Origin of the sequence: Paenibacillus xylanexedens (assembly GCF_017874615.1) — a bacterium.
Taxonomy (GTDB): domain Bacteria; phylum Bacillota; class Bacilli; order Paenibacillales; family Paenibacillaceae; genus Paenibacillus; species Paenibacillus xylanexedens.
In genome coordinates this window covers 1-25,692 of the sequence record NZ_JAGIKV010000002.1, presented here as the reverse complement: position 1 = coordinate 25,692, position 25,692 = coordinate 1, and the positions used below count along the sequence as shown (strand labels likewise).

35 protein-coding genes, 2 tRNA genes and 1 pseudogene are annotated in these 25,692 nt (G+C 42.5%); 27 read left to right on the top strand and 11 right to left on the bottom strand.

Annotated elements, in window-relative coordinates:
- Positions 1-164 precede the first annotated feature (164 nt).
- The 5 genes from polA to J2Z28_RS02385 all read left to right on the top strand — a co-directional run bounded on the left by polA (position 165) and on the right by J2Z28_RS02385 (position 5,846).
- Positions 165-2,819 (top strand): DNA polymerase I, encoded by a 2,655-nt coding sequence (polA, locus tag J2Z28_RS02405; protein ID WP_211081064.1) that lies wholly within the window; start codon positions 165-167, stop codon positions 2,817-2,819.
- A 117-nt stretch (positions 2,820-2,936) separates the two neighbouring features.
- Positions 2,937-3,764: a DNA-formamidopyrimidine glycosylase gene (gene mutM, locus J2Z28_RS02400; RefSeq protein ID WP_036609815.1), complete on the top strand. Its 828-nt coding sequence runs from the start codon at positions 2,937-2,939 to the stop codon at positions 3,762-3,764.
- Positions 3,765-3,906: 142 nt separating this feature from the next.
- The gene (locus J2Z28_RS02395; protein ID WP_245837950.1) at positions 3,907-4,680 is read left to right on the top strand and encodes a manganese efflux pump; all 774 of its coding nucleotides are present in this window, start codon (positions 3,907-3,909) and stop codon (positions 4,678-4,680) included.
- 9 nt (positions 4,681-4,689) lie between these two features.
- On the top strand, positions 4,690-5,286 hold the full coding sequence (gene coaE / locus J2Z28_RS02390; protein ID WP_211081063.1) for a dephospho-CoA kinase: 597 nt from the start codon (positions 4,690-4,692) through the stop codon (positions 5,284-5,286).
- Entirely contained in the window at positions 5,283-5,846 is a 564-nt protein-coding gene (locus tag J2Z28_RS02385) for a lytic transglycosylase domain-containing protein (RefSeq protein WP_036609809.1), read from the top strand. Before coaE ends, J2Z28_RS02385 begins: the two co-directional genes overlap by 4 nt.
- 82 nt (positions 5,847-5,928) lie before the next feature.
- Here J2Z28_RS02385 and J2Z28_RS02380 read toward each other — a convergent pair whose 3' ends face one another.
- Positions 5,929-6,150 carry an alpha/beta-type small acid-soluble spore protein gene (locus tag J2Z28_RS02380; RefSeq protein ID WP_017689472.1) on the bottom strand — a complete coding sequence of 74 codons (222 nt, stop codon included), beginning with the start codon at positions 6,148-6,150 and terminating at the stop codon, positions 5,929-5,931.
- A gap of 116 nt (positions 6,151-6,266) precedes the next feature.
- Between J2Z28_RS02380 and nrdR the strand changes: the two genes are divergently transcribed.
- From nrdR to J2Z28_RS02355, 4 genes and pseudogenes are all read left to right on the top strand, one after another.
- Entirely contained in the window at positions 6,267-6,734 is a 468-nt protein-coding gene (gene nrdR / locus J2Z28_RS02375) for a transcriptional regulator NrdR (protein ID WP_211081062.1), read from the top strand.
- 185 nt (positions 6,735-6,919) lie between these two features.
- Positions 6,920-6,992: transfer RNA gene (locus J2Z28_RS02370), tRNA-Ala, on the top strand.
- A gap of 497 nt (positions 6,993-7,489) precedes the next feature.
- Positions 7,490-8,185: pseudogene (locus J2Z28_RS31050) on the top strand (tyrosine-type recombinase/integrase).
- A 279-nt stretch (positions 8,186-8,464) separates the two neighbouring features.
- Complete coding sequence (locus tag J2Z28_RS02355) at positions 8,465-8,839, top strand: YhjD family protein (protein ID WP_211081059.1); 375 nt, start codon at positions 8,465-8,467, stop codon at positions 8,837-8,839.
- Positions 8,840-8,892: 53 nt separating this feature from the next.
- Here the strand turns inward: J2Z28_RS02355 and J2Z28_RS02350 are convergent, their stop codons facing one another.
- From J2Z28_RS02350 to J2Z28_RS31625, 3 genes are all read right to left on the bottom strand, one after another.
- Entirely contained in the window at positions 8,893-9,672 is a 780-nt protein-coding gene (locus tag J2Z28_RS02350; protein ID WP_244988067.1) for a hypothetical protein, read from the bottom strand.
- Between the two features lie 99 nt (positions 9,673-9,771).
- Positions 9,772-10,020 (bottom strand): DUF4062 domain-containing protein, encoded by a 249-nt coding sequence (locus J2Z28_RS31045; protein ID WP_244988066.1) that lies wholly within the window; start codon positions 10,018-10,020, stop codon positions 9,772-9,774.
- A 75-nt stretch (positions 10,021-10,095) separates the two neighbouring features.
- Entirely contained in the window at positions 10,096-10,215 is a 120-nt protein-coding gene (locus J2Z28_RS31625) for a hypothetical protein (RefSeq protein ID WP_342357462.1), read from the bottom strand.
- 236 nt (positions 10,216-10,451) lie between these two features.
- Between J2Z28_RS31625 and J2Z28_RS31445 the strand changes: the two genes are divergently transcribed.
- The 7 genes from J2Z28_RS31445 to J2Z28_RS02330 all read left to right on the top strand — a co-directional run bounded on the left by J2Z28_RS31445 (position 10,452) and on the right by J2Z28_RS02330 (position 13,903).
- The gene (locus J2Z28_RS31445) at positions 10,452-10,580 is read left to right on the top strand and encodes a hypothetical protein (protein WP_280530801.1); all 129 of its coding nucleotides are present in this window, start codon (positions 10,452-10,454) and stop codon (positions 10,578-10,580) included.
- A 259-nt stretch (positions 10,581-10,839) separates the two neighbouring features.
- Positions 10,840-10,971, top strand: a complete 132-nt coding sequence (locus tag J2Z28_RS31440) for a hypothetical protein (RefSeq protein WP_280530800.1) — start codon at positions 10,840-10,842, stop codon at positions 10,969-10,971.
- A 355-nt stretch (positions 10,972-11,326) separates the two neighbouring features.
- Positions 11,327-11,956 carry a hypothetical protein gene (locus J2Z28_RS02345; protein WP_211081058.1) on the top strand — a complete coding sequence of 210 codons (630 nt, stop codon included), beginning with the start codon at positions 11,327-11,329 and terminating at the stop codon, positions 11,954-11,956.
- Positions 11,957-12,194: 238 nt separating this feature from the next.
- Positions 12,195-12,578: a hypothetical protein gene (locus J2Z28_RS02340; RefSeq protein ID WP_211081057.1), complete on the top strand. Its 384-nt coding sequence runs from the start codon at positions 12,195-12,197 to the stop codon at positions 12,576-12,578.
- A gap of 307 nt (positions 12,579-12,885) precedes the next feature.
- Positions 12,886-13,017: a hypothetical protein gene (locus J2Z28_RS31435; RefSeq protein WP_280530799.1), complete on the top strand. Its 132-nt coding sequence runs from the start codon at positions 12,886-12,888 to the stop codon at positions 13,015-13,017.
- Positions 12,998-13,600 (top strand): M23 family metallopeptidase, encoded by a 603-nt coding sequence (locus tag J2Z28_RS02335; RefSeq protein WP_211081056.1) that lies wholly within the window; start codon positions 12,998-13,000, stop codon positions 13,598-13,600. The genes J2Z28_RS31435 and J2Z28_RS02335 overlap by 20 nt, the downstream gene beginning before the upstream one ends.
- Before the next feature lie 102 nt (positions 13,601-13,702).
- Positions 13,703-13,903, top strand: coding sequence for a holin (locus J2Z28_RS02330; RefSeq protein WP_244988089.1), 201 nt, complete (start codon positions 13,703-13,705; stop codon positions 13,901-13,903).
- A gap of 106 nt (positions 13,904-14,009) precedes the next feature.
- Here J2Z28_RS02330 and J2Z28_RS02325 read toward each other — a convergent pair whose 3' ends face one another.
- A complete protein-coding gene (locus J2Z28_RS02325) occupies positions 14,010-14,684 on the bottom strand; it encodes a DUF4145 domain-containing protein (protein ID WP_211081054.1) in 675 nt (224 codons plus the stop codon).
- 155 nt (positions 14,685-14,839) lie between these two features.
- Between J2Z28_RS02325 and J2Z28_RS02320 the strand changes: the two genes are divergently transcribed.
- The 4 genes from J2Z28_RS02320 (at position 14,840) to J2Z28_RS31035 (ending at position 16,839) form a co-directional block, all read left to right on the top strand.
- The gene (locus J2Z28_RS02320) at positions 14,840-16,087 is read left to right on the top strand and encodes a putative phage abortive infection protein (RefSeq protein ID WP_211081053.1); all 1,248 of its coding nucleotides are present in this window, start codon (positions 14,840-14,842) and stop codon (positions 16,085-16,087) included.
- A gap of 107 nt (positions 16,088-16,194) precedes the next feature.
- The gene (locus tag J2Z28_RS02315; protein WP_211081052.1) at positions 16,195-16,398 is read left to right on the top strand and encodes a hypothetical protein; all 204 of its coding nucleotides are present in this window, start codon (positions 16,195-16,197) and stop codon (positions 16,396-16,398) included.
- 2 nt (positions 16,399-16,400) lie between these two features.
- Positions 16,401-16,694 (top strand): hypothetical protein, encoded by a 294-nt coding sequence (locus J2Z28_RS02310; RefSeq protein WP_211081051.1) that lies wholly within the window; start codon positions 16,401-16,403, stop codon positions 16,692-16,694.
- Between the two features lie 13 nt (positions 16,695-16,707).
- Entirely contained in the window at positions 16,708-16,839 is a 132-nt protein-coding gene (locus J2Z28_RS31035) for a YolD-like family protein (protein ID WP_244988064.1), read from the top strand.
- Positions 16,840-17,118: 279 nt separating this feature from the next.
- Here J2Z28_RS31035 and J2Z28_RS02305 read toward each other — a convergent pair whose 3' ends face one another.
- Both J2Z28_RS02305 and J2Z28_RS02300 read right to left on the bottom strand, forming a co-directional pair.
- Positions 17,119-17,334, bottom strand: a complete 216-nt coding sequence (locus tag J2Z28_RS02305) for a hypothetical protein (RefSeq protein ID WP_211081050.1) — start codon at positions 17,332-17,334, stop codon at positions 17,119-17,121.
- Positions 17,335-17,513: 179 nt separating this feature from the next.
- Positions 17,514-17,762: a hypothetical protein gene (locus J2Z28_RS02300; RefSeq protein WP_211081049.1), complete on the bottom strand. Its 249-nt coding sequence runs from the start codon at positions 17,760-17,762 to the stop codon at positions 17,514-17,516.
- A gap of 172 nt (positions 17,763-17,934) precedes the next feature.
- On the opposite strand from J2Z28_RS02300, the gene J2Z28_RS02295 reads away from it, so the two are divergent.
- Entirely contained in the window at positions 17,935-18,819 is an 885-nt protein-coding gene (locus J2Z28_RS02295) for a hypothetical protein (protein ID WP_211081048.1), read from the top strand.
- Between the two features lie 200 nt (positions 18,820-19,019).
- On the opposite strand, the gene J2Z28_RS02290 is transcribed toward J2Z28_RS02295, so the two are convergent.
- Positions 19,020-19,205, bottom strand: a complete 186-nt coding sequence (locus J2Z28_RS02290) for a hypothetical protein (RefSeq protein WP_211081047.1) — start codon at positions 19,203-19,205, stop codon at positions 19,020-19,022.
- Positions 19,206-19,366: 161 nt separating this feature from the next.
- Entirely contained in the window at positions 19,367-19,534 is a 168-nt protein-coding gene (locus tag J2Z28_RS31030) for a zinc ribbon domain-containing protein (protein ID WP_244988063.1), read from the bottom strand.
- Between the two features lie 219 nt (positions 19,535-19,753).
- Between J2Z28_RS31030 and J2Z28_RS02280 the strand changes: the two genes are divergently transcribed.
- The 6 genes from J2Z28_RS02280 to J2Z28_RS02255 all read left to right on the top strand — a co-directional run bounded on the left by J2Z28_RS02280 (position 19,754) and on the right by J2Z28_RS02255 (position 23,620).
- Positions 19,754-20,683, top strand: a complete 930-nt coding sequence (locus tag J2Z28_RS02280) for a hypothetical protein (RefSeq protein ID WP_211081046.1) — start codon at positions 19,754-19,756, stop codon at positions 20,681-20,683.
- A 514-nt stretch (positions 20,684-21,197) separates the two neighbouring features.
- Positions 21,198-21,395 (top strand): helix-turn-helix domain-containing protein, encoded by a 198-nt coding sequence (locus tag J2Z28_RS02275; protein ID WP_211081045.1) that lies wholly within the window; start codon positions 21,198-21,200, stop codon positions 21,393-21,395.
- A 94-nt stretch (positions 21,396-21,489) separates the two neighbouring features.
- Positions 21,490-21,561 (top strand) — tRNA-Ala (locus tag J2Z28_RS02270).
- A gap of 489 nt (positions 21,562-22,050) precedes the next feature.
- Positions 22,051-22,416 (top strand): tyrosine-type recombinase/integrase, encoded by a 366-nt coding sequence (locus tag J2Z28_RS31430; protein WP_211081044.1) that lies wholly within the window; start codon positions 22,051-22,053, stop codon positions 22,414-22,416.
- Positions 22,404-22,763: a tyrosine-type recombinase/integrase gene (locus J2Z28_RS31735; RefSeq protein ID WP_211081344.1), complete on the top strand. Its 360-nt coding sequence runs from the start codon at positions 22,404-22,406 to the stop codon at positions 22,761-22,763. Before J2Z28_RS31430 ends, J2Z28_RS31735 begins: the two co-directional genes overlap by 13 nt.
- 386 nt (positions 22,764-23,149) lie before the next feature.
- Positions 23,150-23,620, top strand: a complete 471-nt coding sequence (locus J2Z28_RS02255; RefSeq protein ID WP_211081043.1) for a YhjD family protein — start codon at positions 23,150-23,152, stop codon at positions 23,618-23,620.
- Positions 23,621-23,654: 34 nt separating this feature from the next.
- On the opposite strand, the gene J2Z28_RS31730 is transcribed toward J2Z28_RS02255, so the two are convergent.
- Together J2Z28_RS31730 and J2Z28_RS31020 are read right to left on the bottom strand one after the other, a co-directional pair.
- A complete protein-coding gene (locus tag J2Z28_RS31730; protein WP_415841544.1) occupies positions 23,655-23,810 on the bottom strand; it encodes a putative holin-like toxin in 156 nt (51 codons plus the stop codon).
- Between the two features lie 529 nt (positions 23,811-24,339).
- On the bottom strand, positions 24,340-24,540 hold the full coding sequence (locus tag J2Z28_RS31020; protein WP_244988062.1) for a hypothetical protein: 201 nt from the start codon (positions 24,538-24,540) through the stop codon (positions 24,340-24,342).
- Positions 24,541-25,692 lie beyond the last annotated feature (1,152 nt).

The window sequence follows — 25,692 nt, the reverse complement described above, 5'->3', positions numbered from 1 at the left end:
CTTTCTCTCAGGTAGGCTGTGTACAGCTGTCTGTGGAGAAGGTTCTTTTTGTGATTAAATGTGAAGTGAAAGAGGCTATTCTTTTTGATGTGACAGGTGGGTATGGTATCATGAGAGTAGATGTAATCTGAAGAGGTTGACCATATAATACGCGAGGTGCTGGAATGGACAAGTTTATTCTCATAGATGGAAATAGCATTATTTACAGGGCGTTTTTTGCAATGCCGCCTCTGACCAACTCAAAAGGTCTGCATACCAATGCGGTATATGGCTTCACTACGATGCTGCTGAGATTGCTTGAAGAGCATAAGCCTACACATGTCATGGTTGCATTTGATGCAGGCAAAATCACGTTCCGCCACGAAGGGTATCAGGAATACAAGGGTGGACGGGAGAAAACACCACCAGAGTTGTCAGAGCAATTCCCTTTGCTCAAAGAACTGCTGAAAGGACTTGGCATTGCTCAGTTTGAGCTCGCTGGATTCGAAGCGGATGACATCATCGGAACGTTAACCAAACGCGCAGATGAAGCGGGCAGACAGGTGCTTGTTGTATCGGGTGACAAAGATATGCTGCAGCTTGCTTCCGAACATGTACATATCGGGCTGACGCGCAAAGGGGTAACCGATATTGAGCTGTATGATCCTGCTCAGATTAAGGAGCGTTATGGTCTGACGCCGCTGCAAATTATTGATCTCAAGGGTCTGATGGGCGATGCGTCCGATAACATTCCAGGCATTCCCGGGGTTGGAGAGAAAACAGCGTTGAAGCTGCTGCACCAGTTCGGATCGGTAGAAGATGTGCTGAACGGCACTAGTGAGCTGAAAGGCAAGATGAAAGAAAAGATCGAGGCCCATGCCGAAGATGCCCGGATGAGCAAACAACTCGCGACGATTCACCGGGAAGTTCCGCTGGAGCAGACGTGGGAGGATATGCAATTCGCTGGATTAAAAGAAGAAAATGCGGGCCCTGCATTGGCCAAGCTGGAATTCAAATCCTTGCTCGAACGCCTGTCGTTCAGTGGCAGCATCGGTTCTGAACAGGAAGCGGTCCCTGCTGCCGAAGTTGAATCCTCCATTGCAACAGAGGACAACATCAGTGAGCTGTTCAGTTCCCTCGATTCCATTGATGTACTCCACGTGGAGACACATGGGGATAACCCGCACCAAGCGAAATTGATTGGACTTGCTGTAGGTTCCGCTGGAACATATACGTTCATATCTCCCGAATTGCTTCATTCCGAGGCAGCGGCTCCAGTGCGGGCATGGCTTGGTAATTCAGACCAGCCCAAGCGCGGGTATGATCTTCATCGTGTAGACCTGGCCCTGCATGCACATGGCATTGAATTCGCTGGTGCGTCATTTGATGTACAACTGGCAGCGTATTTGCTTGATCCAACGGAATCCAATCAGACGATTAGTGGACTCACGACCAAGTATGGTTTGCCGTCACTTGTAGAGGATGACACGGTTATGGGTAAAGGGGCCAAGTACAAGGTACCGGAAGTAGAAATACTGGGGGATTTCCTATGTCGGAAGGCTGCTGCAGTAGCAGCCATTATTCCACTTCAGGAGCAGGTGTTGGAAACCGATGAGATGAATTCACTGTTCCATGAACTGGAGATGCCGTTGTCACGCATATTGGCGGACATGGAGAAACAGGGCATTAAGGCCAATACAGCCGATCTACAGGCTTTGGGCAGTGAGTTTGAAGAACAGATCAGCAGGTTGATGGCTGAGATCTACAAGCTGTCAGGAACGGAATTTAATCTGAATTCACCAAAGCAACTGGGTGAGATTTTATTTGATAGACTGGGCTTACCAGTGGTGAAGAAAACAAAAACGGGTTATTCCACAGATGCTGAAGTATTGGAGAAATTGGCTCCTTATAATGATGTGGTCAAGCATATTCTGCAATATCGTCAGCTTGCCAAGCTGCAATCCACTTATGTGGAAGGATTGCTCAAAGAGATATCCAATCGGGATGGCAAGGTGCATACGTATTATCGTCAGACCATTGCTGCAACGGGACGACTTAGCAGTCAATTCCCGAACTTGCAGAACATTCCGATTCGGATGGAAGAAGGTCGCAAAATCCGGAAGGTATTTGTTCCTTCCGAGCCCGGATGGTCCATTTTGGCAGCAGACTATTCCCAGATTGAACTGCGAGTACTGGCCCACATTTCGGACGATGAGCGCTTGAAGGAAGCGTTTGTCAATGATATGGATATTCATACAAAGACAGCTTCGGATGTATTCGGTGTGAAGCCTGAGGATGTGGATGGGGATATGCGTCGTTCCGCGAAGGCAGTTAACTTTGGTATCGTGTATGGCATAAGTGATTATGGCTTATCACAGAACCTGCACATTACACGTAAAGAGGCTGCGCAGTTTATTGATCAGTATTTTGAAGTGTTCCAGGGTGTCCGCCGATATATGGATGACATTGTGAAGGAAGCTCGTCAGGATGGTTACGTCAAAACGTTGTTGGAGCGACGTCGTTACCTGCCAGAGATTAATGCCAGTAACTTCAATCTGCGTTCCTTCGCAGAGCGTACGGCGATGAATACACCGATTCAGGGAACAGCGGCAGATATCATCAAGCTGGCCATGGTACAGATGGATGAAGCGCTGCGGGAACGTAAGTTGAAGAGCCGTATGTTGCTTCAGGTGCATGATGAACTTGTATTCGAAGTGCCTGCGGATGAATTGGAACTGATGAAAGAGTTAGTGCCTTCAGTTATGGAAAAAGCTTTGGAACTGTCGGTTCCGCTGAAAGCTGAAGTCAGCTTTGGTGATAACTGGTACGAAGCGAAATAATCAAGCGCTACGCGGATTTTCCGGTATTTTACAATAGGCCCTTCCATGTCCGAGATATAAGAAAAGGGTCCCGCTGAGCGCCATCTTCCGTTATAATATAGGGGAGGTGAGAACATCATGCCGGAATTACCGGAAGTCGAAACAGTCAGAAGAACATTGAATCAACTTATTGTGGGCAAAACGATTGATCATGTTACCGTTAGCTTGCCGCGGATTATTCAGCGGCCGGACGACATAGATGCATTTGCAATGGAACTCGCGGGACATACCGTCATTGGCGTGGAGCGCCGCGGCAAGTTTTTGCGTATTTTGCTGGACGGGTTGGTGCTTGTCTCCCATCTGCGGATGGAAGGAAGGTACGGTGTGTACGAGCAGCATGAAGATGTGGAGAAACATACACATGTGATCTTCCATTTTAATGATGGTACGGAATTGCGTTATAAGGACGTGCGTCAGTTCGGTACGATGCATCTGTTCAATGCAGGTGAGGAACTGGTGTCCAAACCTCTGCTAAAGCTGGGACTGGAGCCGCTTGATCCAGCCTTTACGGTAACTGCATTCCGCGAGGCGGTTGGCAAGCGAACAACCAAAATCAAGGCTGTGCTTTTAAATCAGGCATATGTGGTCGGTATCGGGAATATTTATGTGGACGAGGCTCTATTTCGCGCAGCAATCCATCCCGAGACGATCGCCAAGACACTGACCGAAGCTCAGTTAACGGTGCTTCATGAAGCGATTGTGGCTACGTTGCAAGATGCAGTGAATGCAGGTGGATCTTCCATCAAGTCCTATGTGAATGGACAGGGTGAGATGGGGATGTTCCAGCATCAACTGAAAATCTATGGACGCAAATCAGAACCTTGTACAACTTGTGGTACGTTAATTGAAAAAACGGTGGTTGGTGGCCGTGGCACGCATTTTTGTCCGAACTGTCAGCTGCTGTAAAATGAACTGAATGAACGAAATGATGAAATCATAGCACCCTTGGATTCCTCCCTCCATATACTGATATGGCAGAAATAAGCGGGCGTATACCCATACTGGCATCTTCAGTTGGCACGAGTACCGCACAGAGGAGGAGTCCGGGGTGCTGCATCATTTTATTTCATTGCTGGCGCTTGCTTTGGCGCTTAGTTTAGATGGTTTTGGAGTCGGGATTACATATGGGTTACGGAGGACTAAGATTCCCCTGTTATCTATCGCTGTTATTTCGATCTGTTCAGGATTGGTTATTGCCTTGTCGATGCAAGTAGGTGTGTTGTTGTCCCATGTGGTGTCACCGGATATCGCTTCGATCGTGGGAGCCGTTATATTGATAGGTATTGGTGCGTGGTCACTGTTGCAACTAATTCGAAAGCAAGGCAAAGAACAGCTGGAAACAGACACTGGAATGGGTGAGGGAACAGAAGCAAAGGTAACTGGAGTGGGAGAAGCACAAGAGAGACTGTCGGATTCAAAGGGCAGGAATCAGGTGCTCGCACTGGATCTGGAGCAGTCGGCTTCAAATGGATCACTGGAACGAATGGTATTTACACTGGAGCTGCGCAAGCTGGGCGTTGTCATTCAGATCCTTCGCAGTCCCTCCAAGGCGGATATGGATAACTCGGGGAGTATATCTGCTCAAGAAGCGATGTGGCTGGGTATTGCCCTGTCTCTGGATGCGTTTGGAGCAGGTTTGGGAGCGGCACTTCTGGGATTCCCTACACTATGGACAGCACTCATTATTGCACTGTTTAGTGGGGCTTTTCTGTCACTCGGCATGAAGGTTGGCCTACGATTCTCAGCTCTGCGCTGGATGCGAAGACTGTCTGTATTGCCAGCGCTATTGTTAATGATTATGGGAATAATGAAGTTGTTATGAGGTGAAACGATGAATATAGGCTTAACCGGCGGGATCGCGACAGGCAAAAGCAGTGTTTCCGCCTATCTCGCCAGTAAGGGAGCGTTGCTCATCGATGCAGACGTTATTGCCCGGGAAGTTATGATGCCCGGGCATCCCGTGTTGGCCGCCGCTGTTAAGCGGTTCGGACAAGCCATACTGAACGAAGATGGAACACTGGATCGGAAAAAGCTTGGGAGTATTGTTTTTCAACAACCAGAGGAACGAAAGGCATTGGAGGCTATTACACATCCGGCGATCCGAAGAGAGATGCGCGAACGGGCTGCTGCATACGAATTGCAACATCCGGATAAACTTTTGGTGTCTGATATTCCTTTGCTCTATGAATCAGGTCTGGAGGACGGTTTCGAGGAAGTCATGGTTGTATATGTCCCGAGATCGGTGCAACGAGATCGCTTGATGAGTCGGGATGGAATGACTGCAGAACAGGCTGAGGCTCGAATGGATGTACAGATGGATATTGAGCGCAAAAAGCAGTTGGCAGACATTGTCATCGATAACAGCGGCTTATGGCCTGCGACGGAGCAGCAAATTGACTCATATCTACAGCGTAAGGGTTTGTTATGAGAATATTGCGTAAGAAACGTGTACTGCTGTTGATGTTTGTGTCCTTTGTACTGGTCTTATTTCTGAATACTAACTGGATGGCATGGTTCTATCCCATACATTATAAGGAAGAGATCCGTGCCCAATCTCAGAGTTATGAGGTTGATCCGTTTCTGATTGCTTCCATTATCAAGGTGGAGACTAATTTTAAGACAAGCAAGGAATCCAAACGAGGTGCCATTGGGCTCATGCAACTGATGCCGGACACGGCGAACTGGATACTGGAACAAGCCAAAATTCCCGACACTTCGCTGGAGGAATTAAAGCACGAGCCAGAACGAAATATTCAGTTAGGCACATGGTATCTGCGGAATCTGTCCGATCAATTCGATGGCAATGAAGCAGTTATGATCGCTGCCTATAATGCGGGTCCAGGCAAAGTGAACAGTTGGCTTAGAGATGGTGTATGGGATGGCTCGTTTGATACAGTGAAAGATATTCCGTTTGGTGAGACGCGTCACTATGTACAAAGAGTCATTTACTATTATAATCAGTATGTAAAGATCTATAATACGTTCTAAGTATATAAGTAGAAGCACAGAGCAGGCCGGTTGTTCACCGGCCGCTCCATGCTCCTCTGTGTAGCGTATTACGATGCAGATATTATTGGTATTGACCTGCCAATTGCTGTTCTGCAATTGTTACCAGACGCTTCGTGATGTATCCACCGATCGAACCGTTCTCGTAAGAAGTCATGTTACCTTGGTATCCGTCTTGTGGGATGCTGATTCCGAGTTCTTGAGCAACTTCATATTTCATTTGCTCGAGTGCTGCGGAAGCTTTAGTTACCACCAAGTTGTTGGAGTTACCATTGCTTTGTGCCATTGCTGTTCACCTCCTCGCGGGTTGGTAAAAGTATTATGTGTCGGCAATGCGTTTTTCATTACAAAATCAGTACAGGGAATATGTGGTAAAAAGTAAAACGTGGGAAGTGATCTGTTTTGAAGTGTCCTTATTGCGGTTATATGGGTACCAAAGTGCTTGATTCGCGTCCGGCCAACGAAGCAAAATCCATTCGTCGTCGCCGTGAGTGTGAGCAGTGTGCCCGAAGATTCACAACGTTTGAGATGATTGAGGAGACTCCACTGATTGTCATTAAGAAAGATGGCAGTCGTGAAGAGTTCAGCCGGGACAAGATTCTCCGCGGGCTTATTCGTGCCTGTGAGAAACGTCCAGTCTCCGTAGAGACCTTGGAGATGATGGTATCTGAAGTGGAGAAATCTCTGCGTAATACAGCTGATGCTGAAGTTGAGAGTCGCCAGATTGGTGAGCTATTGATGGAACAGTTGTTTCCAGTTGATGAAGTGGCGTATGTCCGTTTTGCGTCGGTATACCGCCAGTTCAAAGATATCAATATGTTCATGAAAGAACTAAAATCCCTGTTGTCCAAAGACAATCTGGAGGAGTAGTGAAGTGGGTAAGGGGAGAAGAGCAGTCTGGGGTTCCAGTCCGTGTGTGCCAGTGAAATCGGTTGTTCTTCTCCAATCACTTTGGAGCATGAAAAAGTGTTTGACAGCGAAAGCTGGATTTTATATGATATAGGAGTCGCCTGTGGAACGTAGCAGCGCTGGACAAGTTATCTATTTCATTTCCTGGGGCCTTAGCTCAGCTGGGAGAGCGCATCGCTGGCAGCGATGAGGTCAGGGGTTCGATCCCCCTAGGCTCCATAACTCGTAGAGAATCCGCTAATATAGCGGGTTTTTTCGTTTGTCTAGACGTTGACTGTTAACGTGGACACCTTGCAGATATGCGCTCCACGCATCGCACACGCGCCTAACCGTTCGCTTTCTTACAGCAATTATTATAGAAGGAGACGGTATGGAATGGATAAATGTAAAGGAAGAACAATTAAGAGTGAGCTCACATCAACGCGCTTACAACATTCGTTAGACTACCTGTTTGATTAATACTACCAAGCGAAGAAATCCGAGGGTCGTGCGGAGAATACGCTAAAGACATACGTACAGAATTACAATTACTTCTGCGAATCTCTGGATGAACGTAAGATCATTCGAGACATTCGGAATATCAACGTTGAAGTTGGGCGTGACTACATAAATTGGTTACGTGATGAAAGACGGAGATTTAGTGATAACTGTAACGTTCCGTAATCTGTCTGTACTGTAGGACTGCTTCCGAATCAATTAACACGCGGATTAAGGACATGAAAACGATGTTCAAGTTACTTAAAGAAGAGGACGTTATTGAAGCGGACCCGTTTACGTACTTAAAGAACGTACAGGATATTGGGAAGGATATTGAGGTACTTACCGCGGAGGAGATGAGCGACCTTCTAAAAGCGCCAAACCAGCGCAAATACAGTGACTTCCGTGATTTTGTTGTAATAGATCTGCTGATTGACGGGATGTTACGTGTAGACGAGGCGTTAACATTACGCAAGACTGACGTAGACTTCACCGCATGTTGTGCAACTTTACGACGGGAAATGACCAAGACGCGTAAGCCTCGAATTGTACCGATCACAAAACGAACTGCTAAGCTGATGCAAGAGTAAATCCGCGAACCAACGGAGTTTGGAAGTGAATATATATTCCTCAATAATTACGGGGAACGGTTGGGTCGGAATCACTTCCGTCACCAATTAAAGAAATATGCGGATAGGGCGGGGATTGAGAAGCGCGTGTATCCGCATTTGTTAAGGCATTCAGGGGCAACGCTCTTCTTAGAGGAAGGCGGCTCACAACGTCATTTGCAAGTGATTCTGGGTCACGCGGACGGTCGTATGACCGCTCATTATATGCATTTATCCGATAAGAACGTGAAGAAGAACCATGACGAGTTTTCTCCGCTAAACGCGGTTATTGGGAAACTGGAAAAGCCTAGAAGAACTAAACTGTAGGCTAACAAGGACCATTCTTCCCCTTACTCCCTCTCAGTAATTATGAATTAAACCTTTTAATAGGCAAACTGTACACACTCGCCCGCAGCGGATACTAACTCCAGTTCGCGGGCTTTTTGTCGTTACGGGAGCGCATCGCTGCAACTATTAATTTCGCATACCTGCGCAATCTATTTTGCGCAACGTCGATACATTTCTTCCCGCTTGCCCTCTCCGCCACTCCCGCTCTATACTAAGAACGAATGTTCTAAACACGAAATTAAACGGAGGCCACCGACCATGATCGATATCACCGACGCATACTGCGCGCATATCATACTGCCGCATGTCTTTTCCGCATCCGAACGTGACATCGCGCTTATTAACACGACGCTCAAGACGCCGGGCCCGTATGTCGATGCAATTGCGGAGGCCCAGCGCAAGATCACCGTAGACCTCCACGAAGTACGCAATGGATTCCGTACGCGCGGCATCAAGGTCTACGAAGAGGTCACGGATCATGACGGCGTAGTGGCGCGCTATAAATGTCGCGGCTACGAGTCGGAAATGCGGATAAGGTGGACGATGATGGCGGCGGATGCGAGCGTGGTTATGCGGAAGTATCTCGGGCTGAATGAGGGAACGCGGCCGTTTGTGACGGTATCTCCGGAGTAGACAACGAAAAGACGCAGCTTCGGGTGACTGCGTCTAAATTATTATCAAATAAATTATTTTTTTGTTGATGACGATGTCAATTTAAGTCCTAGTTTTTCTTCGAAGAAACTGATTACATTTTCATCCCATATTTCTATCCTAAACATTTCTTTATCAGTAATTTCTTCAATTTTTAATGCATTAGCTATGAAGGTGCCACATATCTCTTCTATCTCTGGGTGTTCACCAGCGATAGCCAACACAAAGTGAAAGGGGACCCCATCCGCATGTTTATACTTGCGTATAAGGATACGGATTCTAGCTAATGTGGCGTTCAGTTCATCTAGCTCGATTTCGCTTACTATCAAGAATTTGTTGTACGACCCATCTATGTCTAGAATATAGTAGGGATCAAAACCCGATGGGTACTCTATTATTACCTCCTCCATATTTCCTTTTTCGTCGACCGTCTCCCAACCTAATCCTTCAGTTCTTTTAATATACTTTGCTTCCAACAGTCCGAGAATATTTTCTAGCCGATCAGAGATATCTACAGGAACAGGTACTGCTTTTTCCCTTTTCTTGGATTCTATAGCCGTTTTTTTAAGTCGTTCGTTCTCCAACTTGGCTCTATTAAGTTGTTTTGTTAATTCTAATACTGAAACAGCTAGGTCTTGGGAGTTAGTTATATTTTTTCCGGAAACCCAACCGTCAAGAGTTGGGTCTTTAGATAATTCGCTCAATGTCTGCATGATAGTAATTTGTATATCTTTGGTATCATCAAAAAATCTAGATATCTTAGTCAATACTTGCTTCTTAAACTCGCTATACTTTCCTGCGTTTTCTATTTCCATGACAGAAGAGCCAAATGCTTTAACCTTCGAGTCCAACAATGATTGAGACATGACTATTGAAAAGCGAGGTTTCCCCAGTTCACCGGCTAAGTCGTATTCTCAATGGGTATAACTATTTCCGCTAGTCTCCTCAATGGCTCCGTACCTTCCTCCAAGTATTAACAAATATACATCAGATTCCTCGATCCATTTTCTTATTGTATCTTTCTGTGACTGATCTCCTGAGCGAAATAATTCCATCCCAGCGGGAATGTGTGAAGCTTTTAGAATAGCTTCAACTGCAGCTTGTCTTTCCTCTTGCAAATCGGTGAAAGTAGACGAAACAAAAACTTGTAGTTTCTTTGTCATTTGATCTCTCCTTATGTATAGGACTTTAATTATAAACTAAAGAGGACCCTTTGATAGTTAAAGGTCCTCTTTAGTTTATTTATCAATTTCGCGATCTCTATCGGTTATGTATTCGATTAAGTCGCCAGGCAGCACACCCAACTTTTCACATAGGGTATGGAGCGCTGGGAAATCTATCAGCGCGTTGGCGTTCAACGCGATCGCCTTTACAGTATTGCGATTATGCCGGTAATTTGAACGACGTCTTTCTGTTCAAGTCCGCGTTCCTTCATTATCTTATCAAGCGAGAACCGGATAGTCACAAAAATTCTTCCAAAAATAATGGTAGTAAACTAGTAGACATCTTATACGCATATCGTAACAAAAGGTTTCATCATTATCAAGCAACATCGTAATGGTCCGCATTAAATCCCACAAGGAGGAACGAAATTATGTCTAACATTACCGTAGTCACCAAGGTCGACGACTTTGACGGCCCATTCAGCATCGAATACATCAGCACACTAATAGATGATAATCACGCGATTTACATTGACTCTGATTACAAATATCGCCGTTAGGAGCGTGTTGATTTTGACGGTACAGAGTACGTTACATCATACGGCGAGCCTATCATTTTCGACCTGACGGTTGAGGACCTGAGCTTCATTGATAACATTCACAATATGAGCGCGATCGAACTACTTTCTATATTTATCCGTAAAGGGGATACGCAAAATGAAACTCACCTTTAATAATACTCAAACTATGTCTAACAAAATCGAATCGAGCGTACATGGTCAGAGGTTTTTAAACGTTAATCTGAGGAAGTGAAGCGAATTGTCCAACGCAATCTGGCGTCTAAACGCCGATACCATCGCATATTTTACGGAAGATCCAGAAGTCATCGCAAAGATTCACCGAAGCTACAGTGATTTTATCGTCATGGCTACGTACGAACGTGGCGACTAAGTAACCGGTATTCAATATCGCGTGCCTGACGCAAGGAAACGCTTAGCTAAGAGGTTGTTCAACGTGGCACAAATTACGTAAATTTTACGTGAATACGGAGCTGGAACAGGCGGAGGAGCGCTAACATCTCGGCTTATTTTGCGTGTCTAAAATCAAACTGGCACAGTCGTCACTAGACCGCTCAGTTGCCGAAGTCGAGGCGCTACAGGAGAAAACGTCTGAACTAAAAACGGCCTTAGAGGAGCGTGCGAAGTTACAGCAGCGACTAAATGAGATTGAGGCGATACAAAGCGACGGACTCGGAACTCCCGCCCTCCTAGACGAAATGATTGATATTAACGAAGAGCTGGCAGATATGGACGATAAATTACGTACGATGGGTTACGACGGAGTTGAGGACGCGTCTAGTAAGCTCGGGATGCTCAATCGTACCATCGAAGAGTCTACGCCTGCGTTACTGAAAATGAAGGACGCGGAGATTCAAAAAATCACGCCTAAGTACCGCCAGGTTGAAGCGTCGGAAGCATTGCTGGACCGATATAAAGAGCTCGCATCCGCTCAAACGCTTGATCAGGCGCAGAAACAGGAACTAGCCAGCACAGTCGACCAACTCCGGAAGAAGTACCCGGATCTGAACCGCGTTATGGGTGAATCCGAAAGAGTTCGCGTCCAGAACATTGACATCATCGGGGAACATATTGCCGCAGAGCGTTCATTTATCGATCAATCCGCGCAAGTAGTTAACGCATACGTTGCGAACATGAAAGCGATGGCCGAGGCGAATCTGGCGTTAGTCAAGGCGCAGATTAGCAACTACGAGAACTTGGCTAAAGCGATGAGCTCAGTCGGAGGCATCCAGTCCGCGCCATTCAAGAAAAACGTTACAGGGATCGGCGGAGTAAGCGTAAATCCAACGCTTGAGCGGTTGGCAAACGAGGAGAGTACGATGCTTGACGGTCTTTACGATAAGCAAGTGAAGGTGTAGCAGGCGGTGATGGACATTTCGCGGGCCATGGATGGGCTGACACTGAAGAAGCTTACTCTGCGAAGGGAGTAGGTTCCGGTATTATATAACTGGGGGCAAAGAAAAAAAATCCGGCGGAAAAGGCAAGAAGGCGAAGTCGGGCAAGGCTAAAAAGGAGAAATCTGCAGCCGAAATTGCTAAGGATCTCCGCGATAAAGCTTATAACGCGGATCTTGCTACGATACGTTATCAGGCCGACATGTACGATTGGTCTGCCGAGCAACAGATCAAAGCATATGAAAAGCTTCGTAAGGCCCATGCGCAGCATCTCAGCGAGACGGTGGAAGATTCGCGGACTCTTAACCTACAGCTCTGGGGTGGGGGTGCCCACATCTTGGCAACCCAAACGCCACAGGAACCGCGTCCGGCGCTATCTGAGCGAGTGCGTTCGCTCGGTGGTCAAATGGCTGAAATGAAGCTCCAAGGGATCGAAAATCAAACCGTAATGAACAGTTTGGGTGGTGAACTTACCATCGTCAAAATGCAGAGCATCCAACAACAGCAGACCATCACTTCTCTGGGTCAAGAACTGGCAGCAGCCAAACTCGAAATCATCCAACTGAAAGGGGGTGAACCGACATGACATTCTGGTCTCTCGCTTTTTGAATGAACTGGGTAACTGCTGTAGCGCTGAGAATTGCAGTGCTCACAGATAGCAACCCATTTGGAGAAATTACACCTGAGCAGTATGAGCAAATTACAGGAATTGAATATTAGTAGAGATGGCACGCACAGAAAATGGAGCGTGTTTTTTTGTGTTCAAATATAGACAGAATTGGGGGACGGATATAGATGCAAACCAAGGAGGTGTGATCGACATGTAGGACAGCACGAACACCCTAGTCACTCTTCAAACTCAACTTGCAAGGATTGAAGAGGGTATAAAGCCTTTGGCTGCGCTGGTGCCTGCGGTGGCTGAGGTAAAGGATGTTTCGAAAGAAGCTCTCCAGTGTGCTCAACAAACTGCAACCAAGTTGTCCGAGGTGGAAGTTACTTTGAAGCGTGCTGAAGATACAGTTTGAAGGTTATCGATTGACGAGTCCATTCGGCTGGCGCATTCATCCCGTTCATAAAACTCGTAAATTTCACAAGGGCGTGGACCTTGTTGTAAGTCCGTCAAACGGCCCTCTGTACGCTTTTGTAGGCGGGGAATTCTTACACGCTAAGATGGGTGTTACTGGCTCAGGATTCGGTAACTACGGCAATACGGTAGCTATCTGGGATGACATGGGATATCTGCATATCTATGCTCACATGTCATCTGTGTCTGTTACTGTGGGACAGAGAGTGAAGTATGGAGGCAAGATCGGCAACCAGGGCAGCACGGGCATCAGCGCTGGACCACATCTGCATTATGAGATCCGGAAGAAGACGAGTCCATCCTTTGGGTTCACTGTAGATGAATCCGGAGTGGTCGAACCGACACAGTACCTGATTAATTATTACAGACAGCAGCCTACAGTTGATAAGGGGGAAGAGCCGATGACGGCAGAAGAAAGAGACGGTTCGAGGATCTGGAAGCCACATCAAAAGCACAAGCGGAATGGATCAAGGCTGAAAAGCCAAGGCGGCGTATGTGCATTACAAAGATTACATTGCCGATGAGACGGTCAGCTATGATTTTTGGAGAAAGCTTGTGATTGATTACCGTAAAGAAAAAGGGATTAAAGTTACCAAGGAGGCGGGTAAGTGATGGAGAATCAAACACTGGAATTTGTATTGACATTTGCTTCTGTGTTGGCTGTGTTCGTTCTCGCAGCGGTGCAATTGGTTGAAAACACGGTCAAAATGCCTTCAAACATAGTGACGGTTATAGGTCTTTTAATCGGTCTACTGATCACGGCGGCCTATCCGTTCACAACGTTGGATGTAACATTGCGACTTTGGGCTGGTGGTCTGGCTGGATAGTCGGCTACTGGATTGTTTGAATTAGCGTTTAGTAAGCGACTAGGTAACACAAAAGAATGATAGACATCATAATGCAGGGAAGATAAGTCACTCAAAGTTGAGTGACTTATCTTCCCTGCATTTCAGTTAAATATCGTTCCATTAATAATTTATTTGTTATCCAGTTAACGGTTAGATCAATGAGGATTTTGAGGTCATTTAAATCTTTGTCTTCCCATTTTCTTATGTAATGAGTTTCGTCATTTCCCAGCCATGTGGCCCTTTGAGCACAAGTTTTAATATCATGGTCAGTTATTCCACTTATACAATGGCCTAACAGCTTACTCTGGATCTCCACTTCTTTCTGGGGCTCGAGATGGATTAGATAATCTTTAATTAAAAATTCCAAAGATTTGCGATATCCAGCACCGCAAATTTCAGTCAGCTCACCTAGTTCCGCAGCAGCAGCTTGATTATATATTTTAATGAAATTGGGAGATAAGTCCATAATTTCTGATCTGAAAATTTTTTCTTTAAAAATTACTGGGTAGGACTTTGAGTAGTTATGTACATATGTTGATCCATAAACACTAGTATATTTTGCTATAAATAAATTGTTGCATTTTTCATAAGAACAACTAAATACAATTTGTAATTCACTATATAGACCATCTTGATCTGCAGGTCTAAAATGACTAACTATCTCGGCAGGAGATATTTTAAAATTGCAGATAGGACATTCTTCAGGAAAAATATCATATCCTATACTAGATTTGTGATTTTGAGGCATAGTACTTGGCATGGTAACACTCCCTAAAATTTATGTATGATCTGAGTATATTCATAAAACGCAGGCTTAACAAGATTCTTGTGAATGTTCTGTAGAAATGTAAGAACGTGTACATAAAATTAAAACTACAATAGAATAGAACTATTAAATATCTGGGGGAGATAAATTTGAGTACAAAGCAAGAATCAGAGGGAGTGTCTACTTGGTGGGTAACGGTTAAGAATTTTTTAAAGTGGTTTATTCAAAAAGAAAATATATTGATGTTGTTAGGAGCATCAATTGCCTTAACCGCTGTTGCTGTTCCGTTCGCTATAATCCATTTCACCAAAACATCATATACCATGAAAAGCTTTGAGGACCTGGGGGTAATTGGAGATTTCTTTGGAGGGACTACAGTAGGACTATTATCACTAGCGAGTATTATTTTTGTTACGGCTGCTGTCATGATGCAAAAAGAAGAGCTGAAGTTACAACGTAAAGAGGTAGAAAAAACAAGAGATGAGTATAAAATAACAAACGCAACAATGAGAAAACAGCAGTTTGATAGTACATTCTTTAATATGATTAATCTTCATCATAATATATTGAAAGAAATATCATTTAGACATGTTAGCGGGAGGAGTGCAATCTCCTTATTATTTGAAACGGTTAAGGAAGTATACAATGGAGAAGTCCTTTTAGAGTATAAGAAAAAACTTAAAACAAGGATTTTATTTTATAGGGATGAATCTATGCGGAATGATTTTCTTTTACAATCAGTTTGGTTTAATTTAAAAAAAGAATACATATTAGATATTCAACAACATGTTCAAAATTATATTCACTATGATGAAGATGGGAAGCCTAATGATGATAGGCTTAGTTTCAAATTGTTATCTGTCTATACAGATAAAGACTCACAATGGATTAGAATGAAGGAACATGCCGAAAAAGAGTTCAATGCAAATATGAAAAAAGATCCTGAATATGTATTAGAATTATTAGAAGAAGTTGATTTTGAAGGTCTGATCAATGCCGGAATAGACCATCATTTTTTAGATGTCTTTAATAAAAATACCAACTCTAAACCACTAATAGATTTGAGAATACAATCTTTTGAAATTGTCTATAACGCAAACGAAAATTTAATCGGACATTATTATCGCAACTTGTATAGAATAATCAGGTTAATTCAGGATGAGACATTTGATATAGATGAAAAGAATAATGAAAAAGAGAAAAAAAAATATAGAGGGATTTTAAGGGCGCAGCTTTCTTCTTTTGAGTTAATGATGATATTCTATAACGTTACTTACTCCAAAAAAGGTGAAAAATTTAAAACTTATTTAATTAATACAAATTTCTTCGATGATCATTTAATACAGTCTGATTTTATATGGGCGAATGATAAAGATGAGTTGGAAAAAATAAATTAATATAAAGTAACAGAAAATACCTGACTTTTGTTGGGTATTTTTTTCTTTTGAATAAGAATGTTTGTTCGTATGTAATACACACAAACGTTCTTATTGGAGTGATGAGCATGCCAGTAGAATACTTAAGTTGGTTGATGGAAGTTACCTATCAGAACCAAAGTGGAAAGATCACGAAACGGCGAATTCAAGTCAAGAGCATACGGTTCGGTCTGATTAAAGCAGATGATTTACTATCAGGCCAACCGAGGACATTCCGTGAGTTGGGGTTACTGGCATGGTATCCAAGCAAGATGGTAGCGGAAGGGGTGTAAGCATGCTAACGGACTTTGAACGAAAGGTATTACGAATATTGTATAACTACAAAAGTGGACGGAGACGATTGCCTACTGTCTACGAATTAACGGTTAAAACAGGCAAGTATACGGCGGATGTTATGGCTGCACTGGACGCTTTGATTGCTGCTGAATACATACATTGGGATGACAAGTCAGACACTACTAATATCGTTATTCTGGAGGGCTGGGAGCGCGAGGCAGAACGTCCTAAGGTTGAGCATAGAAAACAACCAGATAACAACAACAATACTGACTATTGGACTGAATACTAAGGAGGGGCTTATCTTGCGGAGTAGATTGCAGGGAAATGGATTGTATGAATCGTCGCGGATGATCTTGCCTGACCACCGAGAGGCTTGGTTGGAGCAAGAAGAGAAGGCGCTGGAGAAGGAAAAGCCCACTTTAGATGAACAATAGATCCAACTAATACAGGGTAAAATTAACGACTCATTTCACAGTGCATACGCATCCAAGTCACTGTATTCGATCCGATTGAGGATAAGGTATACGAGGGTGTTGTATCTGTGGTAAACACGTTCCTCATGGAAATCAAACTGGTATTCCCTGATAAAGATTGGAAGTACATCAAACTGGATACGATCAATGTTAGTTACATAAATGACAAAAAGAGCAGTGGGTGTATTCCTCTGCTCTTTTGCTTTTTCTGTGGGGTTTAATGTTAAACTATTGTCAGTTTTATCTAATTGTATATTCATAAACCTCTTCTTTTATCATAATTACTGCTTTCAGTGGCTTTTCGCTTTCAGCAACTTCATTAGGCATCTTTGCTAGGTAAAGTAAGGTGGTGGTTTTAAGAGGGCTGACACTTGTAATGTTACTGTATGTAAAATCCGCTCCTCCATTTTCTTCAACAGTACTAAACGTAGTGTAATCACACTGATTATCAAACATTAATGTAACATTTGCTATATCTGATGCATCTATTCCTGTTGTGTATAAGTTTTTTACTTTAACTGTTAAAGTAAAATAGGTAAAATCTTCTTCCGTTGATTCGTAGTATGTATAGAAATTGCCTGGTTTAGAAGGTTCAATTTTTTTAGAGAATGTCTGTTTATTTACAGATATCTCGGCTATCCATCTACCGTTACTTTATCTCCTTTTTTTATTGTAATTGCTTTATTTTCTTGTTCCTCTTCAACAACCTCTACTGATTTTTCATCTTGAACTGTCGGATCTTCTGATGATTCGGTTTGTGAGACAGTAGTTTTTACTTCATTTGTAGCTACCTCACCACTTTTTGTAACAGTACTAGTTTGAGTTGAGCAAGCGGTCATTGTTAGGAATGCAGCAACTAACAAAATACTTGGTACTATATTCAAAAAAATTATTAATCCTCCTGTAGATAGTTTTGCTATATAGTCTATAAGAACTAGTTGAATGTTTCTATATTCATTTTTTATGGTTGATTCATGGTACTTTATTCATATTTTTGGTATACAGATTTTGGAGCTTAATTTAGAATGTAGGTAGAGAAGAATAGGGAGGGTTACAATGACTACCAAGGTCAAAGAACAAATTGAGGAACCAGAAGAAAACTCTAAGCCAACTAAATTAAAAACTTGTTTTATTGTGATGCCGATTTCAAATGCAGATGGGTACGATCTAGGGCACTTTGATAGGGTCTACGAATACATAATTAAACCTGCGTGTAAGGCAGTAGGGTTTGAGCCCTCAAGGGCTGATGATACTAAACACACAAATACAATTATCTTGGATATTCTAAATCAAATTGTACAGGCAGACATGGTTATCTGTGATTTAAGTTCAAAAAATCCGAATGTCATGTACGAATTGGGAATAAGACAGGCTTTCAATCTACCAGTGGTTCTTATTAAGGACGATATTACTAACAGAATTTTTGATACCGCTTCTTTGAGGGATATTGAATACGATCATAATTTAAGGATTGACACAGTGAAGGCTGCAGTAGATGGAATCTCCGAATCTTTGAAGGAAACCTATAGAAGAAGAGAGAGTGACACCCATTCTTTAATTAGCTTGCTTAAAATTAAACCAGCCACAGTTCCAGAAGAAATAGAAATCAGTTCAGAAACGGCACTTATTCTAGAGAAAATCAAACAACTAAATAAAGACGTTAATATTAACAGGACAGGACTTACAATTGATAATTGGAATGAAAGTGGCTCTAGATACAGAATAAATGCTATGCGAAAAGCTTCTGCTTATCTAAATACGTTCTCATCCATTCTTCCGATTAATGTCAACCACGAGGATTATGGAAGAGGAGTTGTAATAGAATTTAGTGAAAATACTCAGGCGGTCATTGTTAATTTTGAAAATGAAGATCCTCAGTTAATCCCATTCCCATATGAGGAGTTAACTATTGAAGGGGATAAATCTGATGAATGGGAATAAATGAAAAACTTTGAGGTAAGAAGAGATACATATGTCAGGAAAACTATTCGGAAATAGGGTGTTTGATCCCTCAAGGACGATCTTTACCAGAGCCTAGAGAGACAACAAGCGAAGAAACTAGAGAAGTAAAAAGTCAACTCAGGATCAGCATACAAAAAAGCAGTAAGGAAATACCTCACTGCTCTTTTGCTTTATCTATATTATTTTTTTGAGACGAATTCATAAGCAACCCAGCCAGATCCGCCAGAGTAACTTACTTTCACCGTTGCTAATTTTCTCTCAACGATATTTACCGCAGTACCTTGTGACACTGGGGAAACCTGGCCTGCCAGAATCATCTCGTTCAAACCCTTGTTATTCCGAGCGTTCATATAATTGAGCATCATATCAAGATCACCTTTTGTAAGAGCAACGTAAGTGTCTGTATATATGTATCCACGATCTCCGGTTTTCACGCTTGATGTTGCTGTGATGCTTGATGTGCTTTTATTGTTATCGCAAAATGTGAGTCCGAAAAAGAATACCAGGACGATTAGGCCTACACTTCCTATAAGCAATGTGTTTGGCTTCTTCTTTGTTGTTGCGCTGGCTCTGTGGTTGCATTCAATATAGGTGTTTGAGTGGTGCTGATATTCTCAGACAACATGCTACCGCAGTGCTTGCATTTAATAGCCTCATCTTGGATTTCCTCAGCACAATAAGGACACTTTTTCAATTGGCATCACCTCGACTTGTGATATGTGCATAGTCTAACAGAACTGAGAATGTTTCTATATTTATGTCATTTGTGATTTGGTTTCTCACAAGGATCGTTGAATTACAATAGATTAGATTAGTTTTAGAATTTTATATAAAAGAGATTAAAGGCTAATTATAATCTCCTAATGAATTACAAAATAAAGCTGTGAAACAACATTTTTTATTGGAGGAAAGTATGAAGAAAATATTTACTGAATCATTATTTCCAACAGTGCTCGCTACAATTTTGTCTTTCTTTTTAAGTTTTATTAATTCCTATATTAATATGCCAGATGTAATAATTAATGTCGGTGAGGTAGTTAAAGTAAAGAATCAATATCAAGTAAGTGTGAGTATTTTCAACCAAGGTAAAAGAGATATACATAAAATTGAATCTGTATTTCCAGATGAGATTAAGACTAATAATATATATACAAGTGATATGCTGATACTAAATCAAAAGGCTGGAAATGGTCAGAATGTATTTGAAATCGGAGGTGTTAGAAAAGGACAAAGCATCCAGATGACTCTGTTTTTTCAGAACCCAATAAACCCTGAGAAAATTAATTTTCTAAGTTCAGAGTTAAATATTTCTGTTAATTACTTCAATCAACAAGTCGATGCTACTCAAGGTAAAGTAGTTAGAGAGGCATTAATACAAACTATAGTATTTCTACTCATATTCGGGAGTTTTAATTATTTCTCTGTAAGAAGAATGAACGAGACAAAAGAATTGTTAAATAGATTTGAAGATAATCATAAAAATCAGATAGAGAGAGCCGAAAAAAATTCTGAGATCCAACTTGATTTTTATAAAGAGCAACTAGATCAATTGAAATCTGTCGTAGCGAAAACGAGAATATTAAATGCTCGTAGAACTTATGAATATAAAAAAGAACTTTCTTTCTGGAGAGATACGATCAGAAAAATCATCTATAATTCAGGGAGAACTGAACGAGAGGCAAATAATTTGTTCAATCAGATTTCCACATATCTGAAAACCCATCAAACTCATAAAGAGGAAAGGGATGTTGAGACTTTAATGCAGTTAGAAGAAATGTATGCGTATAAAAACAAAAAAAAAACAAATAAAAAGTTCTTTACAAAGATTATATATATCTGTTAATATAGTTTCAATTATACTAAACAAATTTACTCTTGAGCATGCGCTGTAAAGAGAGAATTATTAATTTTAAACTATATGAGTCATTTTTCATAAATGAATTATGGCCGTTGCAATTTCAAGGATTAATTAAAGAGCATCATCTACTTAAAAAAAATTCTTAGTTACGTTTCTATAAGTAACTGTATTGACGAATTTTTTGATGATCTTAATCCTTGAATTGTAGCGGCCTTTTTGCGTTCATTTACAAGTTAGTGATTTACCAATCTTATATCATGGAAGTAGGTGAATAATGTTGATGAGGTATCAAACAGCGGTTGGTTTCCCGATGAACATGCATGGGGAAAATCAATATGTTTCAAAGTGAACTGTGAGCCGATAGTTGAGGAGAGGCTAGATCCGTAGGTTTTATTTAATTTAAATTGGATTTACATTGTTTAGGTAACACCCTGAGGCCCACGGATTATCTCATTTAATAAGTTTATTTTAAGATTGTGTGATCGGAAGGAGAGCAACTATGAAAAACGAGACGAAGAAACGTTCACTGGATGAATACGATGAGGTTATGGAGACGAAAGACGTTAGGGAGTATCTTGGTATCAGCAGGGATAAAGCATATGAACTGATGAACTCGGGTAAATTCCATGTGGTTCAATCGGGAAGGAGCAAACTGGTTTCAAGAGAAGTTTTTCGAGCTTGGTTCCATGGAGGCTAATGTGTGCCAGATTATCAAGTTTTACTGAGAATGAACACGGAATAGTAAGTACATGCTAAAGTAAAAACCCTGATGTATCAAGGGTTTCAAGTACGGGGCATCGCTAAGGAAGTACGCGCATCGCTGGCAGCGATGAGGTCAGGGGTTCGATCCCCCCTAGGCTCCATACTCGTAGAGAATCCGCTAATATAGCGGGTTTTTTCGTTTGTCTAGACGTTGACTGTTAACGTGGACACCTCGCAGATATACGCGCCTAATCCCTCGTTTTCTTACCATACTTATTATCGAAGGAGACGTTACGGAATGGATAAACGGAAAAGGAAGAACAATTAAGAGTGAGCGCACATCAACGCGCTTACAACATTCGTTAGACTATTTATTCGATTATTACTACCAGGCAAAGAAGTCAGAAGGTCGCGCGGAGAATACGCTAAAGACATACGTACAAAATTACAATTACTTCTGCGAATTTCTGGACGAGCGTAAGATCATTCGAGACATCCGAAATATCAACGTTGAGGTTGGGCGTGATAACATAATTTAGTTACGCGATGAAAAACGAAGGTTTAGTGATAACTGTAATGTTCCAGAATCTGTTCGCACTGTGGGACTGCTTCCGAAATCAATTAATACGCGCATTAAGAATATGAAGACGATGGTTAAGTTTTTAAAAGAAGAGGAAGTAGTTGAGGCGGATCCGTTTACGTACTTAAAGAACGTACAGGATATTGAGGTAATTACCGCGGAAGAGATGAGCGACCTCCTCAAAGCGCCAAACCAACGTAAGTACAGTGATTTCCGTGATTTCGTTGTAATAAATCTCTTGATTGATGGAATGTTACGCGTAGACGAGGCATTACGTAAGACTGATGTAGACTTCACTGCATGCTGTGCAACTTTACGGCGAGAAGTGACCAAGATGCGTAAACCTCGAATTGTACCGATCACAAAACGAACTGCTAAGCTGATGCAAGAGTTAATCCGCGAATCAACGGAGTTTGGAGGTGAATATATTCCTTAATAATTACGGGGAACGTTTGGTTCCGAATCACTTTCCGTCACCAATTAAAGAAATATGCGGAGAGGGCGGGAATTGAGAAACGTGTATATCCGCATTTACTGAGGCATTCAGGCGTAATACTCTTCTTAGAGGAAGGCGGATCGCAATGTCATCTACAAGTAATTCTTGGTCATGCGGATGGAAGAATGACTGCTCACTATATCCACCTATCTGACAAGAACGTGAAAAGGAACCACGCAGAGTATTCACCTTTGAACGCGGTTATCGGAAAATTGGAAAGCCGCGAAAGACGAACCGACAGTCTTAGTGACTGTCCAGGCGCACAATTGAAGTATAAAAAGACGTAAAGTTTTCACGGATAAAGTTCAATACAGGAAGTTCAAGGTAGTGGGGCTTCATAGACGTTGCTTGTTATTGGGGTAGTATTTATCGGCATACTCGATTGGCTCAAAATAGATCCAGTCGGGCCAATATCTAGTGGAGCAACGAGTGTTGTTAAACAATCTGCGCCAGGCATTGGCGACGCGGTAGCGGTTGGATCATTCTACGTATACATAAACGATGTTTCGGAAACAACGGACAAAAGTGACGGGACGAAAGTTGTAACGATTGACGTTAACGTTACTAACAAGGCAAAGGAAGCGGGCGCTCTTTTTCGGTTAACTTTGCTTATCGCTGCAACCGTTAATTACGGATATCTCCGTATCTCAGTTCTTTCGACGACAAACGATTTATGCTGCATGTATACATCCCGCATCTCCCGGGTTATATTGGGAACGTACGTTCTGATACAGAGGAAAAAGCGAGATGCCTCCCCGTACATGATCGATATCACCGACGCAAACCGCATGCTGGTCTTATTGCGGAAGCTCAGCGGAAGATTACCGCCGACATATACGAAATCCGTAAGCAATTCCGTCAGCGCGGCATCAAAGTCTACGAAGAGGTGGCGGATCATGACGGCGTTGTAGCGCGCTACAAATGCCGCAGCTATGAGTCGCAAATGCGGATAGGGTGGACGATGATGGCTGCGGATGCGAGCGTAGTTATGCGGGAGTATCTCGGGCTGAATACGGAGAGGTTCGAGGGAGAGCGCCCTTTTGTGACGGTGCCTCCGAAGGTAGACAGCAAAAAGACGCAGCTTCGGAATGGGCTGCGTCTAAGTCTTGCGTGTGTTCGCGGTAAGCGTTATGATAATTACTGAATAGTGATCGCGATAGCAGCTCTTGGCGGGGATGCTATCGCTTTTTTGTGGTAGATCTAAGATAGGCTAACATAGCGAAAATTAGAATCCCAAAGTTGAGCATGACGTCCAGTGCCTCATATGTACTCACTTTTTCACCTCCTCTCTGGTATAGATTATTGAATAGAGTAGTTTGTGTCAATGTTCGCATAAAAGAGGAACAGTGACTCGGGACGAAGTATTTGCTAATGTTGTGTAGCTGACAAATATGATATATGGGGAGGTTCAAGATATAATCAAAGTGTGAAATAGTAATAGGCCTCCTGACGTAAAATATTAATGTTTGCCTCTATTGGCTGATCTCCTATGGTTTGACGTCATGTTTATCTGTTGATTTTTAACGCATGTCCAAATTACCATCCAAATGGACAGTTTCAGCTTATTATCGATAATTCGATCTAAAATCGCGATACTTATGGAATTCCCAAATGCTTGCTTAATCTCTCTCAAACACACTATTTTAAAACTTGACATTTACTCCTCTAAAGCTTCCCGTACGGTCATTCGTCAACCGTTTTAGATGCGCCGGATGACGAGATTGTGTGCGGTGAAGTGACGAAATCGTTGCGGTCGATTTCGGATAAGAGCGAAATGGTACGACGTCGTACCAAACTGCTCGTACGATTGAATAGCTCGTGTCGAGGTCTGTCGCGTAACCTCCACATAATCCTCAAGCCACCTTATCCATATCCTCCGGCATCTTCCCGTTGTTGCGCAAGTCTGGGCTCATCCGCGTCCTTTCCGTCTAATTTTGCGTCGCGCACTGACTTAAGGCGTTTGCCAATTTCGAATATCGCTTCGCCATCCACGCGTTTATATGCGTTGATTTCGGCGATTAACGTTGACAGGTCAGAGGAGAGCGCTAGTTCATTCGTTGTCATGGCGGCGCTCCTCCTTAGTATAAGTGGACTAGCGAATTTTGGTAAAACACCATATTCAGAAATTGCATAATCCAGATGCAATCAACTTGTGATGCGTCAGGTAGTTAAAATATTTTCTGGAGTTTTTCGAAATCACTCTCCACTCAGAGGAATGATTCTAGTTTTAGCTCTACTTTTGCGGCTTAATTTGTTTACAATGTTATGAAGTGTTTTGATTACCCTCCGTGAATCTCCTTCTAACTCTCCCATACGCAATTTTTGATTTTCTTTTGCCTAGTAGTTCCGATTATAAACTCACAAACTAAATTTCTTCAAAGTCCATATTCACCAATTAGCTGAAAATTCTCATTAAATACGCACAGTAACCTCGCGAAATTCAGCGTATATCAGCGTACAAGAACGTACACCAACGTATAAGAAACGGTAAAACCGGATGAATCAGTGCTTTTCCAGATGAACTCGAAAATCACGTTTTCTCCCGAATACTCCCGATCTCTTACAAATTCATTTCGGAATTGTCATAACGCGATGATAAACGGTCAGAATAGGAAGATCATCCAAAACTAATTGAACGTAATCGTAAACTATACGCCTGGTTTCGCCGCGATTGTTAACCCGACTAGTAATTGGTGAACGTATAAGTTATCGATAATGCACCCGACGGTCGTCCCCATCACGCATTCACTCCTTTGATTTAATGCAGGATATAGCAGAGAATTTGCGCCAATTTGTGAAAGTATAGACATAATCCACAATGAAAGGACTACGTCTATATGCGCACTAACAAACGCTTTATGCTCTCCAAACCGCGGTTTCTAAGCCCGCTGACTTCCGATATCTAACTTTACACCGCGTAAAGGACCAACGCCCATCGTCGTGTTTATCGACGCGGAACTCGTTGGTAGCGGAGTTTACGGAGTTGAGCGTTGCGGTGAAGGGCGAGCTTTATAGGAGTCTGTACGTTTAAATATGCGGGATGAGAGGGAAATAAAATCTATGAGTACACCGATATTTGATTCGTTATATTTAATAAAAGATGCGAAATCCAGCTTACATTACTGTACTTGCCAATAATCTCTTCAAATATTTGTAAGTTAAAAAACCTGACAGTATCCTTATGCGACTCTGAGCCGCGTTTTAATTTGGTCTAAT

Bases quoted from the DNA above. Each gene is read 5' to 3' on its own strand.
- polA (WP_211081064.1), top strand. From the start codon at position 165: ATGGACAAGTTTATTCTCATAGATGGAAATAGCATTATTTACAGGGCG.
- mutM (WP_036609815.1), top strand. From the start codon at position 2,937: ATGCCGGAATTACCGGAAGTCGAAACAGTCAGAAGAACATTGAATCAA.
- coaE (WP_211081063.1), top strand. From the start codon at position 4,690: ATGAATATAGGCTTAACCGGCGGGATCGCGACAGGCAAAAGCAGTGTT.
- J2Z28_RS02385 (WP_036609809.1), top strand. From the start codon at position 5,283: ATGAGAATATTGCGTAAGAAACGTGTACTGCTGTTGATGTTTGTGTCC.
- J2Z28_RS02380 (WP_017689472.1), bottom strand. From the start codon at position 6,150: ATGGCACAAAGCAATGGTAACTCCAACAACTTGGTGGTAACTAAAGCT.
- J2Z28_RS02355 (WP_211081059.1), top strand. From the start codon at position 8,465: ATGATCGATATCACCGACGCATACTGCGCGCATATCATACTGCCGCAT.
- J2Z28_RS02350 (WP_244988067.1), bottom strand. From the start codon at position 9,672: ATGGAAATAGAAAACGCAGGAAAGTATAGCGAGTTTAAGAAGCAAGTA.
- J2Z28_RS31045 (WP_244988066.1), bottom strand. From the start codon at position 10,020: ATGACAAAGAAACTACAAGTTTTTGTTTCGTCTACTTTCACCGATTTG.
- J2Z28_RS31445 (WP_280530801.1), top strand. From the start codon at position 10,452: ATGTCTAACATTACCGTAGTCACCAAGGTCGACGACTTTGACGGCCCA.
- J2Z28_RS02345 (WP_211081058.1), top strand. From the start codon at position 11,327: ATGGACGATAAATTACGTACGATGGGTTACGACGGAGTTGAGGACGCG.
- J2Z28_RS02340 (WP_211081057.1), top strand. From the start codon at position 12,195: ATGTACGATTGGTCTGCCGAGCAACAGATCAAAGCATATGAAAAGCTT.
- J2Z28_RS02325 (WP_211081054.1), bottom strand. From the start codon at position 14,684: ATGCCAAGTACTATGCCTCAAAATCACAAATCTAGTATAGGATATGAT.
- J2Z28_RS02315 (WP_211081052.1), top strand. From the start codon at position 16,195: ATGCCAGTAGAATACTTAAGTTGGTTGATGGAAGTTACCTATCAGAAC.
- J2Z28_RS02310 (WP_211081051.1), top strand. From the start codon at position 16,401: ATGCTAACGGACTTTGAACGAAAGGTATTACGAATATTGTATAACTAC.
- J2Z28_RS02305 (WP_211081050.1), bottom strand. From the start codon at position 17,334: ATGTTTGATAATCAGTGTGATTACACTACGTTTAGTACTGTTGAAGAA.
- J2Z28_RS02295 (WP_211081048.1), top strand. From the start codon at position 17,935: ATGACTACCAAGGTCAAAGAACAAATTGAGGAACCAGAAGAAAACTCT.
- J2Z28_RS02290 (WP_211081047.1), bottom strand. From the start codon at position 19,205: ATGATGCTCAATTATATGAACGCTCGGAATAACAAGGGTTTGAACGAG.
- J2Z28_RS02280 (WP_211081046.1), top strand. From the start codon at position 19,754: ATGAAGAAAATATTTACTGAATCATTATTTCCAACAGTGCTCGCTACA.
- J2Z28_RS02275 (WP_211081045.1), top strand. From the start codon at position 21,198: ATGAAAAACGAGACGAAGAAACGTTCACTGGATGAATACGATGAGGTT.
- J2Z28_RS31430 (WP_211081044.1), top strand. From the start codon at position 22,051: ATGGTTAAGTTTTTAAAAGAAGAGGAAGTAGTTGAGGCGGATCCGTTT.
- J2Z28_RS02255 (WP_211081043.1), top strand. From the start codon at position 23,150: ATGCTGCATGTATACATCCCGCATCTCCCGGGTTATATTGGGAACGTA.
- J2Z28_RS31730 (WP_415841544.1), bottom strand. From the start codon at position 23,810: ATGCGAACATTGACACAAACTACTCTATTCAATAATCTATACCAGAGA.
- J2Z28_RS31020 (WP_244988062.1), bottom strand. From the start codon at position 24,540: ATGACAACGAATGAACTAGCGCTCTCCTCTGACCTGTCAACGTTAATC.